This window comes from Streptomyces sp. NPDC000404 (assembly GCF_040300365.1).
Classification (GTDB): domain Bacteria; phylum Actinomycetota; class Actinomycetes; order Streptomycetales; family Streptomycetaceae; genus Streptomyces; species Streptomyces ramulosus.
On record NZ_JBEPDN010000012.1, the window covers coordinates 38,749 to 52,199 of the forward strand.

At 74.9% G+C, this 13,451-nt stretch carries 9 protein-coding genes; 5 read left to right on the plus strand and 4 right to left on the minus strand.

The window, feature by feature from the left end; genetic code table 11:
* Window positions 1-39: 39 nt before the first annotated feature.
* Window positions 40-1,464: a HEAT repeat domain-containing protein gene (locus ABT345_RS23040; protein WP_345090893.1), complete on the minus strand. Its 1,425-nt coding sequence runs from the start codon at window positions 1,462-1,464 to the stop codon at window positions 40-42.
* A gap of 355 nt (window positions 1,465-1,819) precedes the next feature.
* On the opposite strand from ABT345_RS23040, the gene ABT345_RS23045 reads away from it, so the two are divergent.
* Window positions 1,820-3,271: a PP2C family protein-serine/threonine phosphatase gene (locus tag ABT345_RS23045; protein ID WP_345090896.1), complete on the plus strand. Its 1,452-nt coding sequence runs from the start codon at window positions 1,820-1,822 to the stop codon at window positions 3,269-3,271.
* A 147-nt stretch (window positions 3,272-3,418) separates the two neighbouring features.
* Here the strand turns inward: ABT345_RS23045 and ABT345_RS23050 are convergent, their stop codons facing one another.
* A complete protein-coding gene (locus ABT345_RS23050) occupies window positions 3,419-4,960 on the minus strand; it encodes a DNA-binding protein NsdB (RefSeq protein WP_345090898.1) in 1,542 nt (513 codons plus the stop codon).
* Between the two features lie 287 nt (window positions 4,961-5,247).
* On the opposite strand from ABT345_RS23050, the gene ABT345_RS23055 reads away from it, so the two are divergent.
* Together ABT345_RS23055 and ABT345_RS23060 are read left to right on the plus strand one after the other, a co-directional pair.
* Window positions 5,248-6,378: an aminoglycoside phosphotransferase family protein gene (locus ABT345_RS23055; RefSeq protein ID WP_345090900.1), complete on the plus strand. Its 1,131-nt coding sequence runs from the start codon at window positions 5,248-5,250 to the stop codon at window positions 6,376-6,378.
* A gap of 373 nt (window positions 6,379-6,751) precedes the next feature.
* Window positions 6,752-8,752, plus strand: a complete 2,001-nt coding sequence (locus ABT345_RS23060) for an N-acetylmuramoyl-L-alanine amidase (protein ID WP_345090902.1) — start codon at window positions 6,752-6,754, stop codon at window positions 8,750-8,752.
* Between the two features lie 55 nt (window positions 8,753-8,807).
* Here the strand turns inward: ABT345_RS23060 and ABT345_RS23065 are convergent, their stop codons facing one another.
* Window positions 8,808-9,308, minus strand: a complete 501-nt coding sequence (locus ABT345_RS23065; RefSeq protein ID WP_345090904.1) for a hypothetical protein — start codon at window positions 9,306-9,308, stop codon at window positions 8,808-8,810.
* Window positions 9,309-9,572: 264 nt separating this feature from the next.
* On the opposite strand from ABT345_RS23065, the gene ABT345_RS23070 reads away from it, so the two are divergent.
* Window positions 9,573-10,226 carry a pyridoxine/pyridoxamine 5'-phosphate oxidase gene (locus ABT345_RS23070; RefSeq protein WP_345090907.1) on the plus strand — a complete coding sequence of 218 codons (654 nt, stop codon included), beginning with the start codon at window positions 9,573-9,575 and terminating at the stop codon, window positions 10,224-10,226.
* A gap of 32 nt (window positions 10,227-10,258) precedes the next feature.
* Here the strand turns inward: ABT345_RS23070 and ABT345_RS23075 are convergent, their stop codons facing one another.
* Entirely contained in the window at window positions 10,259-10,909 is a 651-nt protein-coding gene (locus tag ABT345_RS23075; protein WP_345090910.1) for a TetR/AcrR family transcriptional regulator, read from the minus strand.
* Between the two features lie 173 nt (window positions 10,910-11,082).
* Here ABT345_RS23075 and ABT345_RS23080 point away from each other — a divergent pair, with 173 nt between their 5' ends.
* The gene (locus ABT345_RS23080) at window positions 11,083-13,428 is read left to right on the plus strand and encodes an MMPL family transporter (RefSeq protein ID WP_345090913.1); all 2,346 of its coding nucleotides are present in this window, start codon (window positions 11,083-11,085) and stop codon (window positions 13,426-13,428) included.
* Window positions 13,429-13,451: the final 23 nt, after the last annotated feature.

Genomic DNA, 13,451 nt, shown 5'->3' on the forward strand with positions numbered 1-13,451 from the left:
CCCGGCGGCCGAGTGCGGCCCCGCCCGGACGGCCGCCCCTCAGACCGCCGAGGCGTCCGGCCCGAACCGGCTGCGGACGGCGGTCTGCACCTCGGCCTCCTCGGCCGGATCGGCGGCGAGCCGGCGAAGCTGTTCGACGACCCGGTCGTCGCCGGTCGCGGCGTGCCGGGCGGCCAGCTCCCGGGTGGTCTCCTCGCAGTCCCAGAGGCACTCCACGGCGAACCCGGCGGCGAAGCCCGGGTCGGTCACCGCGAGCGCGGCGGCGGTCCGCCCGCGCAGCTCGGAGGAGGCGGTCTCGCGGTAGACGTGGCGCAGCACCGGCGCCGCGCAGTCGACGGCGAGCCGCCCGACGCCGTCCACCAGCTCCCACAGCGCATCGGCGTCCGGCCCGTCGACGCGGACCGTACGGCGCAGCGCGGCGAGCACCACCCCGGCGTCGCGGGCGTCTCCGCGGCGGGCGAGGACGGCGGCAGCGGCGGCGCCCAGCCGGTCGTCGCGGCGGGCCCAGCCGCGGGCGCGGCCGAGGACGGCGTCGGTGGCGGGCATCCGGGCGAAGGCGGCGAGCGCGGCGGCGGTGGGCACCTCGCCCGCGCCGGGGGCACCGGCGGTGGCCTCGACGAGGTCGAGGGCGGCCGGGTCGGCGCGTTCGGCGAGGTGGTGCAGGACGGCGGCGCGGGCCGCGTCCGGGCCGGTGCGGGCCGCGTCCAGCAGGGCGGGGCGGTCCTCGGGCCCGGCGACGGCGCCCAGGCAGCGGGCGGCGGCGAGATACCGCTGCTCCTCGGCGCCCGGCGCGCCCTCCTCGGCCCAGCGCAGCACCTCGGCGACGCTCCAGCCGGGCCGCGGGCCGCGCGGGCGCAGCTGCCGCTGCCAGCGGTCGAAGGAGCCCTGCTCCCCGGCGGCGGCCAGGCGCTCCGCGTAGCGCGGGTCCTCGGCCCACAGCCGCCAGGGGTGGGGTTCGAAGGCGTCGCGGACGGCGGCGGCCAGCGCGGCGTCGCCCTCGGCGGTGGCGGGGAAGCGGGCGAGGACGGCGGGGGCGAGGGCGGCCAGGCCCGCGTCGTCGTCGCGCAGCGCCAGCTCGTCCAGGGCCCAGCGCCAGTTGCTGCCGGTCGCGGCGTATCCGCGCAGCAGCAGGCGGGCGGCGTCCCGGCCGTAGGCGGCGAGGTGGCCGAGGACGGAGAGGGCGAGGCCGGTGCGCTCCTCGGCGGTGTCGACGCCGTCGTCCGGATGGAAGAGGTGCCGTTCGATCGCGTCGAGTCCGCCGTCGAGCTGCATGTAGAGGCGCGCGTAGTAGAGGGAGCGGTTCTCCACCTGCCAGTCGCGGCGGGCATCGCGCAGCACGCAGTCGTCGAGCGCCGCGAGCGCCTCGGCCCGCGGCGCCGCGAGGGCGTGCAGGGTCCCGTCGCCGCGGCCTCGCTGCAGGAGGCCGAGCAGGGTGCCACTGGGCGCTATGTCTGGATCGAACATGAGGTCAGCATCCGGTGCGGGGGACTGGCTGGCAACGGGATTTCCGCCGACCGGCATTCTTGCCGGTGACCGCGGGCCGTATGCGTCGTTCCCAGCGTGGATCGGTGGGCCCGGCAGCGCGACGGCGGGCGCAGCCTAGCTTGGAATCTGTCATTCCGCCGATTCGGCCGGTGGTGCCCCACGGAGTCCGGGGGCATATGCCGTCCGCAACGCCGTATCGGGTCATGCCAAATCACTTACAGACCGTCGCAGCCTGTGCAAGAGTCGTTACCCGGCCCTCACACCAGCCCCCGGGCGCGCTCTGTCGGCCAGGACAGGACCGCCGTGGCCGGCGCCGCCATATCTCGGAGAATCGATGCCGTCCCCCCTCTTCGCGGACCGTCCGTCCGCCCAGCCACCCGAGCGTGACACGGTCGAGGCCCTGATCAGCCAGGCCCGCCTGCTGCGCGGTGGCCTCGACGCCGTACGCGGGTCGTCGGCGACCGACGACGTGACCGTCGATCCGCAGCTGCGCTGGCAGCGCGCGCTGTGCGACCTCGCCGTCCACCACCTCGACGACGTCGGCGGCCATCTCGACCAGCTCAGAGAGGGCCTGCCCCCGGAGGAGACCGACGGCGCCGCCTACGCCGGGCCGCTCGCGCCGCCCGCCGAGGAGCCGCCGCGCGGTTCGCTGCTGAGCCGGGTGGGCAGCGCGGAGTGGAATCTCCTCACCGACGAGGTCAGCTGGTCCGGGGAGCTGTTCACCATCCTGGGCCGGGAGCCGTCCGACGGCCCGCTGACCCTCGACGAGCTGCCGTCCCTGGTCTTCGCCGAGGACCAGCAGCATCTGGCCACGATGGTCACCGACTGTCTGGTGGACGGCCGCCCCATCGACGGCGAGTTCCGCGTCGTCCGCCCGGACGCCCGGGTGCGGACGGTCCACATGACCGGTGAGCCGGTGCTGGACGCGGACGGTTCGACGGCGTGCATGTGGGCTGTGCTGCGGGACGTCAGCGAGCTGCGGCGCAGCGAGCGGGCGGTGCGCGAGAGCCGCGATTCGCTCCAGCGCAGGCGGCATGCGGCGCGGACGGAGCACCGGCTCGCGGTCGAGCTGCAGGAGGCGGTGCTGCCGCCGTGGCGCGGTCCGCTCCGCTTCCCGCAGGGCGGCCCGGTCGCCCTCGATCTGGCCGGGCACTACCTCCCCGCCGCCACCAGCGCCCTGATCGGCGGCGACTGGTTCGACGCCCTGCAACTCCCCGACACCGCCACGCTGTTGAGCGTCGGCGATCTGACCGGGCACGGCGCCAGCGCCACGTCCGGGATGGCGATGGTGCTGGGCGCGCTGCGCGGGATGGCGGTGGCCGGGCACCGCCCGGGGCCGCTGATGGGCTTCCTCAACCAACTGCTGGACTCCGCCGCGCAGCCCGCCCTGGGCAGCGCCGTCTGCGGCCGGTTCGACCCGGCCACCCGGGTACTGGAGTGGGCCCAGGCCGGGCACCCCGCGCCGCTGCTGTTCCGCGGCGGCGCGGGGCGCGCGCTGGATCCACCGGAGGGCGTCCTCCTCGGCGCGACCGCGAACACCGCATACGGTCAGCGCACCGAGCAGCTGGCCCCCGGCGATGTGCTGGTGCTGCACACCGACGGTCTGCTGTCGCGCCGTACGCACGGTCCGGACGTCGCCCATGAGGCGGCCGAGCGGCTGCTCGGGCTGGCGCCGCGTTTCGCCGCGGCGCGGGACGCCCAGGAGTGTGTCCGGCTCGCCGTCGAGGAGTTCGACGGCGCCGTGCGCGAGGACGACGCCTGTCTGCTGATCGCGCGGGTCAGCTGAGACGTCGGTGAACGGCCGGCCGGAAGGGCCGGATTGCGGTGGCCGGCTCCGGCGGCCCGGACACGCCGCCCCTCCCGGCCGCCGGTCCGCTCCGGCTGCGCACGGGACGGGCCGGCGGCACCGGCCTGGTGGGCGTGCGGCATCGGCTCAGACCGAGAAGGTGGTGCCGAGCCGGGTGTCGAGCGCCGTCGCCGGGGCCGGCACCTTCGCCTTGCCGCGTGGCTTGGGCATCACCTCGTCGATCTCCGCGCGCAGCTCCTTGATCCGGTCGTTGCCGGAGAACTGCCCGGCGAGGCGGTACATCTCGCGGAGCCGGTCCCAGGTGCGGTGCGAGGAGTTCTCGCCGATGGCGGCCAGCGCCAACCGGGCGTAGCGGGCGGCCTGTTCGGGATCGTCGCCGATGAAGCAGGCCGACGCCATCGAGAGGTAGTCGAAGATCTGCGACCGGCGGCGGCCGGCCTCCCGCAGCTGGAGGGCCTGTTTGGCGTGGCACTGGGCGAGGCCGGCGGCCGAGGGGTCGTGTTCGGCGAGGGTGCGGTAGGCCAGCGCCTCCATGCCGTGCAGATCGGCCTCGTCGAACATCTGCATCCAACTGGGCGGCGGCACATCGCCCTTGTCGGAGACGAACAGCTCCTCGGCCTCGCCCAGGGTGCGGCGGACGGCGCTGCTGTTGCCCTTGGCCGCATGGGCCCAGGCCTCGATGGTGCGCAGCATGGCGCGGGTGCGGGGCAGCGCCTGTTCGCCGGAGCCGGAGGAGGCCAGCTGCATCAGGTCGAGCGCGTCGTCCGGGCGGCCCAGGTGGACCATCTGACGGGCGGCGCGGGAGAGCGCCTCGCCGGCGCGCGGCCGGTCGCCGCCCTCCCGCGCGGCGTGTGCGGCGATGACGAAGTACTTCTGCGCCGTGGGTTCGAGCCCCACGTCGTGGGACATCCAGCCGGCCAGCACGGCGAGGTTGGCCGCCACCCCCCACAGCCGGCGCTGGAGGTGTTCGGGGTGGCGGTAGGCGAGCATGCCGCCCACCTCGTTGAGCTGGCCGACCACGGCCTTGCGCTGGAGCCCGCCGCCGCGGGCGGCGTCCCAGGCGCGGAAGACCTCCACGGAGCGTTCCAGCGCGTCGATCTCCTGGGAGCCGACGGGCGCCGCCTCGTAGCGGTCGAGGGCGATCTGGTCGGAGCGGTGCGAGGGTTCGAAGCCGGAGGCGGTGAGCGGATCGGGGTGTGCCGCGGCTCCTGGCCGCGGTGCCGGGTCGGTGTGCAGCCAGTTGTCCATGGCGCCGGTCAGTGCGGAGCCCGCGGCGAGCGCCGCGCCCGCGCCCACCAGACCGCGTCGGTTGAGCATGAGGTCCATTCCCGTGAATTCCGTGAGGACCGCGGCGGTCCGCTCGGGAGCCCACGGCAGCCCGTCGTCGGACTGCCGCCTCCCCGTACGGCCGCTCCGGGCGAACCCGAGGTCCTCGGTGGTTACGACACGGCCGAGGCGCTCGGTGAACAGGGAGGCGAGCACCTTCGGCACCGGATCCCGGGGGGTCTCCCCCATGTCGATCCAGCGCCGGACCCGCGAGGTGTCGGTCGCCAGCTGCGGATGCCCCATGGCCGCCGCCTGCCGGTTGACCGCCCTCGCCAGTTCGCCCTTGGACCAGCCGGCCAGTCCGAAAAGGTCCGCGAGACGGGTGTTCGGCTCCCTGCCCACGTCAAGCCCCCAGGTTCCTCGACTTCGTTGACAGTAACCGCCGTTGACATGGGCCGCGAGCATTCGCCAGGGGTTCGCCAGGGTGCGCCACATGGTCTGCCACCCGCGCCGGTGTGTTGTGTAGACGTGTCGCCCCCGGCCCGGTGGCCAGGCCGCATTCCCCAGGGTGCGCGCCCTGCTCCAGGGGTACGCCGAACCGGCCTTCTGCACGAGGTCCGTACGGCGGGCTCCCGCCGCCGGGCCGGGAGCGCACCACTCGTCGGCGCACGAAGGGATCCGTCTCACCCATGTACGCAGCATCGTCCGCCGTGACCTCCCCCACCCGGACGTACCGTCACCAGCCCGCGGGCGGCCGGCCGTACCCCGATCCGGCCGCCGGCGCGGGGACGGTGCCCGGGCTCGCGGGTGGCCGGGTCCGGCGGGCGGGCGCGGTCGCCCAGCCGCTGAGCGGACGGCTCGATCTGTCCGGCCCCCAGGGCGCCCCGCTGCGCGCCGCCGTCGCCTCCGTGCACCGCATCTGTCCGGAGTTCCATCCGGTCCAGGTGCTGCGGCGCGGCGGCCGGTCGGTGCTGCTGGTGGGCACGACGGGGCGGACCACGGCGGTCGCGAAGTGTTTACTGGACCACTCCCCCACCTGGGTCGAGCGGTTCCGGCAGGAAATAGTGGCGTACCGGGCGTTCGTCCGGCACCGTCCCCCGGTACGGGTGCCGCGGCTGGTCGCCGCCGATCCCGAAAACTGCACGCTGGTGGTGGAGCGGATGCCGGGCCGCGTCGCCGCCCTCCAGCGCCACCCCTCCGAGGCTCCGGCCCGCGGGGACGTGCGCGCGGCGCTCGGCGCGATCTGCCGGATCAACCTCTGGCGGCCGCCGCCCGGACTCTTCGACGCCCCGCTGGACTACGGCCGCCGGATCGCGCGCTACCACGAGCTGGGGCTGCTGACCGACCGGGACCTGGGCGACCTGCGGCAGCTGCTGCGCGGCATCCCGCACGTCCAGGGCCAGTTCTCGCACGGCGACGCGCTGTTGAACAACGTCCTGCTGTCGCCGATGGGTCCGGTGCTGCTCGACTGGGACAGCGCCGGGTGGTACCTGCCCGGCTACGACCTGGCGACGCTGTGGGCGCAGCTCGGCGAGGCGCCGGCGGCGCGCCGGCAGATCAGTCAGCTGGCCCAGGCGGCGGGCCCGGCGGCGCGGGACGCGTTCCTGGTCAATCTGATGCTGGTGCTGACGCGGGAGATCCAGCGGTACGAGAGCGCGGTGCAGCGCACGATGCGGGAGCCGGTGCCGGAGGGCACTCCGCCCGGGGGCGTGCCCGGCGTCCTGTCCGCGGGCGAGGAGCAGCGGCTGTTGCTGCGGCGGCTGCACGACGACGCGCAGATGGCCCGGCGGGCGGTACGGGCGGCGGTCGGCACCCGCTGAGCGGTGCAGCACAGGGGCGGCGCATCCGGAGGGCCGGACGCGCCGCCCTTCGCCGTGCCATCTCGCGCCACCGGTGCCGGTGCGGCGCCGCTCCGGTGGCGCGTGCCGCGGAGCGTTCGCGGCCGCCACTGGTCCATTCCACTGACGCCCCGCAGGCCGCGGGCCGATCCCGGGAAGACTGCGTCCATACCGCGCTGACATGCGAAATCCCGTGGTGGCCAGGTGATTGACGGAACATCGGACAGCCGATACCTCTAGGGCCGGTCGGGGCTCATGAGATGAGTCCCGTCCCGTTCGGACGTCTGCGCACCATCCGTCACAGCGCCCCGGCCGGGGCCGGTTCCAGGAGGTTGCCTTGCGAAGACTGCGAAGATTGCGGAGCGCCGCACCGGAGGGCGGGCGACGCACCTCCCGCCCGGCCGTCCGCACCGCGACGGCCCTCGCCGCCGGGGCGCTGCTGCTCCCGCTCGTGTCGGCCACCGGTCCGGCCGGGGCCGCCGAGCCCGCGGCGGACAGCCTCCAGCACGCCTTCGCCGAGGCCGCCGCCCGCTATCACGTACCGAGCAGTGTGCTGCTGGGCGTCTCCTACCTGGAGTCCCGCTGGGACGCGCACGCCGGGGCGCCCAGCGTGGACGGCGGGTACGGCCCGATGCATCTGACGGACGCCCGCGCGGCGGTGGCCCGGGACGCGGCGCGCCACAGCGAGGCGGACGACGACCCGCGGGGCGACGCCGCGCGGCCGGTCGCGGCCGGCCGCCGGGCCGCGGCGCCGCAGCCGCTGCCCGCCGAACTGCCCGCGCGGCTGCGGACGCTGCCCCGGGCGGCCGAGCTGACCGGTATCCCGGCGGCGAGGCTGCGCACCGATCCGGCGGCGAACATCCTCGGCGGGGCGGCGCTGCTCGCCGCGGAGCAGCGCGCGCTGGGAGCGGCGCGCGATGCCGGTCCGGCCGGCTGGTACGCCGCGGTGGCGCGGTACGCCGGGGCGGGCGACGCGTCCGGTGGGCGGGCCTTCGCCGACGAGGTCTTCGCCACGCTGCGCAACGGTCAGGAGCGGACCACGGACGCGGGGCAGCGGGTGACGCTGGCGGCGGCTCCCGCGCTGCGCCCCGACGCCGCACAGGCGAAACGTCTCGCCTCGGCGATCCGGCAGGCCGTCGCTCCGGCGGCACGGCCCGAGTGCCCGGCGTCGGTGGCGTGCGAGTCGGTCCCGGCGCCGTACGAGGAGTTCGGGGACGGCGACTACGGGAACCACGACAAGGCCGACCGGCCCGAGGACCTCAAGGTCGACACGATCGTCATCCATGACACCGAGGGGTCGTGGGAGACGTCGCTGAAGCTGGTCCAGGATCCGACGTATGTGTCGTGGCACTACACGGTCCGCTCGTCCGACGGGCTGATCGCCCAGCACGTGCCGACGAAGGACGTCGCCTGGCAGGCCGGGAACTGGTACATCAACTCCCACTCCGTCGGCATCGAGCACGAAGGGTTCCTGGCCGCTCCCGACGCCTGGTACACGGAGGCGATGTACCGCAGCTCGGCGCGGCTGGTGACGTATCTGAGCAGGAAGTACGGGGTGCCGCTGGACCGGCAGCACATCCTGGGCCACGACAACGTGCCGGGGACGACGACCTCGACGATCCCGGGGATGCACACCGACCCCGGTCCGTACTGGGACTGGGCGCACTACTTCACGCTGCTGGGCAAGCCGTTCGCGGCGGAGCGGCGGGCGGCGGGCGACGTCGTCGTGATCCGGCCCGACTACGCCACGAACGAGCCGCCGTACACCGGGTGTGAGAAGGCGGGCGAGCCGTGTGCCGCGCACGGGTCGGAGGCGGTGCGGCTGCGGGTCGCGCCGCGGGCGGACGCGGCGCTGGTCGCGGACGTGGGGCTGCGGCCGGACGGCAGCCCGTCGACGACCGACGTCAACGATCTGGGGGCGCGGGCCAGCACCGGCCAGCGGTTCGCGTTCGCCGGGCAGCAGGGCGACTGGACGGCGATCTGGTACCTCGGACAGCGGGCGTGGTTCGAGAATCCGGCGAAGCACCCCACGGCCTTCCGCACGTCGGGCGCGACGGTGACGCCGAAGGCGGGGCGGGCGACGATCCCGGTCTACGGGCGGGCGTACCCGGAGAAGGCGGCGTATCCGGCGGGGGTGCCGGTACAGGAGGTGTCGCCGCTGCCGTACCAGCTGCACGCCGGGGAGCGGTACGCCACCGGCGGGTCGGTGCTCGGGGACTACTTCTCCGCGCCGGGCTACGACCCGGCCACCCACGCCGTCGTGCGGGGCACGGACCGGTACTACGTGATCCAGGTCGGGCACCGGATCGGGTATGTGCGGGCCGCGGATGTCGAGGTGCGGCGGGGCGGGGCGTAGCCGCCTGCCACGCGGGCCGGGGGCGGTGGTCCGCTCCCGGCCCGCGGGCGGTCCGTCAGTGCTGCTGGAAGAGTTCGGCCGGCAGCGGCTTCAGGAGGGCGTAGAGGTCGTCGGTGATCGGGCGGTCCCAGCTGGCGATGGTGACCAGCACGCCGTCGCTGCGGTCGAACTGGACGCAGGAGACGCGGCTTTCGGAGCACTTGATGCGCTTGACGATGAGGAGGTTGTCGTCGTGCATGACGGGGGTGTCCTCGCTCTCGACGACCTCGACCGGCTCGTCGTTGCCGAGCGCCGCGAGCAGCTGGGCGACCTCGAAGGGCACCTCGCCGTCGGCCAGCTCGCGGGCCGGGGAGCCCTCCGGGAGGTTCCCGATGACCATCGCGGGGCCGCGGCCGCCGAACAGGTCGTAGCGGAGGAAGACGCCCTGGCAGGTGCCGTCGGGGGCGGGCAGCAGCCCGGCTCCGAGATTGCCCGGCCAGTCCCCGGGATCCATGGCGAGGACGTCGAAGTCAGGCCCGGCGGGCGTGGCTGCGCTGCGGCGGCGGAGGAAGGACATGCCGCCATCGTACGTGCCCGGACGGCGGTCGGCGGACCCGGCGGCGGGGGCCCGGCGGGCGGGCACGGGGCCCGGGCCGCGGGGCCGCGGACACCGGATGCGGGGGCGGCGTGGCGCCGGGTGCGAGGGCGGCGCGGCGCCGGGTGCGGCGGTGCGCACCGGGCCGTGCGGCCGTCCCGGCGACCCGCGGGGCGCGGGCGGTGCCGCGTGCCGGGTCCCTCTTGGTAGCGTCCGGCGCAACCGTTCCATCCGTCAGGGGGCGAGATGACCGACATCCGGCAACTGCTGCGTGCTCTCCCGGTATTCGCGGGTGAGCTGCCCGCGTTCGATCCCGACGGCACACCCGACGACCCGGTGGCGCTGTTCACCGCCTGGCTGATGGACGCGATCCGCCGCCAGGTGCCCGAACCGCATGCGATGACGGTGTCCACGGCCGATGCCGAGGGCCGGCCGTCGGCGCGGATGCTGATCCTCAAGGACCTCGGCGCGGACGGCTGGCGGTTCGCCGCGCACCGCGACAGCCTCAAGGGCCGCGAGCTGGCCGGCCGACCGTATGCGGCGCTGACGTTCTACTGGCAGCCGCTGGGCCGGCAGGTCCGGGTGCGGGGCCCGGTGGTGGAGGAGGGCGCGGAGGTGGCCGCCGCCGACTTCCTGGCGCGCGGTGCGGACGCGCGCGCCGAGGCGCTGCTGGGCCGCCAGAGCACCCCGCTGACCGGTCTCGACGAGCGGGACACCGCGGTGAAGGCCGCGGCGGAGCGGATCGCCCGCGAGCCCTCGCTGGTGGCGCCCGGCTGGACGGTGTGCACCGTACGCGCCGAGGAGGTGGAGTTCTGGCAGGGCTCCCGGGACCGCCGGCACACCCGCCTCGTGTACCGGCGCGACGGCGAGGGGTGGACGAAGGGCCTGCTCTGGCCGTGACGGCGGGCGGCCCCGGGGGGAACGGCTCGGCGTCAGCTGCGGGCGATGTGGCCGACCGCGGTGCGCAGGTCGTCCTCGCCGGGGTCCAGCGGGGGCAGGGGGGTCGCGTTGGCGGGGTTCAGCGCGTCGAACATCAGCGTGAGGTAGCGGGTGCGGGTCGCGGGCGCGGTGCCCGGGACGGCCAGTCCGGCGATGGCCATGACGAGCAGGCGCGGGATGTCCTCCGGGGTGATGTCCGCGCGGACCTCGCCCTGCTCCTGGGCGGCGCGCAGCAGCGGGGTCAGTGACCGGCCGAAGCGCTGGAGGACGTCGACGGCGACGTCGGAGAAGTTGCCGACGAAGGTGACCAGCCCCTTCTCCTCGATGATCTGGTCGAGGACGCGGGTGGCGAAGGACTGCAGCGCCCGGCGGGGAGCGGGGGCGTCGGTGCCGTGCGCCACGAGGGGCGGCAGCTCGGTGTCGAGGATGCCGTCGAGGATGTCGTCGAGGACGGCGCGGACGACGGCCTCGCGGTTGGGGAAGTGGCGGTAGAGCGTGGCGATGCCCACGCCCGCCTCGGCCGCGATCTGTTCGAGGGAGCCGTCCCCCCTGCCGAGGACGGTGCGTCCGGCGGCGGTGATGCGCTCGACGGTGGAGCGCGCGTCCACTCTGCGCCGCGGGGCGCGGTCGGCGTTGGTGGCCAACTGCCACTCCTTTCCTGCTCTGGCGACTTTCCTGCTCCGGCGACGAAGACTACCCGTCACCGCACCCTGCGATAGTTCACTATCGCTTTGATAGCCTCCTCTCACTTCGATAGTGAACTCTCGCTCGTGCGTCCCCGTCCCGGGCCACGGCGACCGGAGATGAGGAGAGAGCGGTGTCCGTTCTGCTGTACCGGCTGGGCCGATGGGCCTACGGCAGGCCCTGGTACGTCATCGGGGGCTGGCTGGCCGTGGTGGCCGCCGTCGCCGGGCTCCTGCTGGCCAACCCGATCAAGGTCAGCAACGAGGTCCGCATCGACGGCACCCCGGCCCAGCGGGTCATCGACGACCTCGCCACCTCCCTTCCAGAGGCGTCGGGCGGGCAGGGGATGCTGGTCTTCGAGGCGCCGGCCGGCACCCGGATCGGCGACGGGCGGACCCGGGACGCGCTGCTGGCGGCCGTGGACGCCGTCCACGGCCACGACCATGTCGTCGATCCGCGCGCCGCCCTCGCCGAGGAGGCCGCCAAGGGCGGGCGGAGCGCGCTGCTGCGGGCCCAGGCGGCGGTGGCCCGGGCGGCTCCGCGGCCGTCCGCCGGCAAGGCGCCCGTCCCGCTCCTGGTGAACGGCCGGCCGGTGCCCGGTGTCGCGGTGTCCGCCGACGGCTCCGCGGCCCTGCTGCAGTTCCAGTTCGACAAGCAGACCTTCGAACTGCCCTCCGGGACCGTCGAGGACACCGTCGCGGCCGCCCGGCAGAAGGCCGCGCCCGGCGGCCTGGAGGTCCTGCCGTCGGGGTCGATGATGCAGCTCCCGGAGGTCGTCGGCGTCGGGGAGGTCGTCGGCGTCGGCGTGGCGGCGCTGGTTTTGCTGGTCACCCTGGGATCGGTGGTGGCGGCCGGGCTGCCCCTGGTCATCGCGCTGATCGGGGTCACGGTCGGCGTCGGCGGGGCGTTCGCGCTCTCCGGTGTCTTCGAGATCCACTCGCTGACCGCCGTCCTGGCCCTGATGCTGGGGCTGGCCGTCGGTATCGACTACGCGCTCTTCATCATCGTCCGGCAGCGCCGGCTGATCCTCGACGACGGACTGGACGCGCACGAGGCGGCCGCGCGGGCGATCGGCACCGCCGGCAGCGCGGTCTTCTTCGCCGGCAGCACGGTCGTCATCGCCCTGGCCGGGTTGCTGGTCGTGGGGATCACCCTGCTCAGCACCATGGCCGTCGTCGCGGCGGCCACCATCGCGATCGCCGTGCTGCTCGCCCTGACGCTGCTGCCGGCGCTGCTCGGCCTCGTCAAGGAGCGCATCCGTCCCTCCCGGCGCGGGGCGCCGCGGGCCGACGGCGCCGGGGCCGGGCGGCGTCCGTGGGCGGTGCGGTGGGCGGCGGGCCTGGTCCGCCGCAGGTACCCGGCGCTCGCCGTCGCGCTGCTGATCCCCCTGGTGCTGGCGCTGCCCGCCGCCGGGATGAAGACCGGGCTGCCCTCGGGCGCCTCCTACAACGGCGACACCGCGCAGCGCCGCAGTTATGAGCTGGTCAGCGACGCCTTCGGGCGCGGGTACAACGGTCCGCTCATGATCGCCGTGCACTCCACCGGCACGGGCCCGCTCACCCCCGCGGCGCTCACGACGCTCACCAGCGGCCTCGGCCGGATCGAGGGCACGCGGTCGGTGTCGCTGGCCGGCATGGACCCGGCCGGGACCACGGCGGTCCTCGCCCTCGTCCCCGCAAGCGGCCCCAACGACGACGCCACCAAGGACCTGGTCGCCGAGGTGCGCCACCGCAGCGAACGGATCGGCGCGGACAGCGGCACCACCCTCGGCGTCAGCGGCTTCACCGCGCTGGCCATCGACATCTCGGACCGGCTCACCGATGTCCTGCCCCTCTACCTGGCCACCGTGCTGGGACTCTCCCTGATCATCCTGCTGCTGGTCTTCCGGTCCGTTCTGGTCCCGCTGACGGCGACCCTCGGCTTCCTGCTGACCATCGCGGCGACCTTCGGCGTCACCACGGCCGTCTTCCAGTGGGGATGGCTGCAGGGGCTGATCGGGCTGGACGCCACCTCGCCCGTCGTGAGCCTGCTTCCCGTGATCATCACCGGCGTGCTCTACGGGCTCGCCATGGACTACCAGATGTTCCTGGTCACCTCCATGCGCGAGGCGCATGTGCACGGCGCGGGCGCGCGCGAGGCCACCGCCATCGGTGTCAGCCGGGCCGGCTCCGTCGTGGTGGCCGCCGCGACGATCATGATCGCGGTCTTCGCCGGGTTCGTCCTCAACGCCGATCCCATGATCAAGCAGATGGGCTTCGCGCTGGCCACGGGCATCGTCGTCGACGCCTTCCTGATCCGGCTGACGCTCATCCCGGCCACCATGGCCCTCGCCCGGGAGAAGGCCTGGTGGCTGCCGGCGTGGCTCGGCCGGCTGCTGCCCGATCTCGATGTCGAGGGCGACAAGCTGGCGCAGAAGATCCCGCTGCCGGACCGCCCGGCCGACCGGCCGCACACCGCCGCGGCGCGGCAGACCTCCTGACGGATGGGCGCCGCCCGGCTCCG

What these genes read in the sequence shown, in the direction of transcription:
- ABT345_RS23040 (WP_345090893.1), bottom strand. Translation starts at nt 1,464, where the DNA reads ATGTTCGATCCAGACATAGCGCCCAGTGGCACCCTGCTCGGCCTCCTG.
- ABT345_RS23045 (WP_345090896.1), top strand. Translation starts at nt 1,820, where the DNA reads ATGCCGTCCCCCCTCTTCGCGGACCGTCCGTCCGCCCAGCCACCCGAG.
- ABT345_RS23055 (WP_345090900.1), top strand. Translation starts at nt 5,248, where the DNA reads ATGTACGCAGCATCGTCCGCCGTGACCTCCCCCACCCGGACGTACCGT.
- ABT345_RS23065 (WP_345090904.1), bottom strand. Translation starts at nt 9,308, where the DNA reads ATGTCCTTCCTCCGCCGCCGCAGCGCAGCCACGCCCGCCGGGCCTGAC.
- ABT345_RS23070 (WP_345090907.1), top strand. Translation starts at nt 9,573, where the DNA reads ATGACCGACATCCGGCAACTGCTGCGTGCTCTCCCGGTATTCGCGGGT.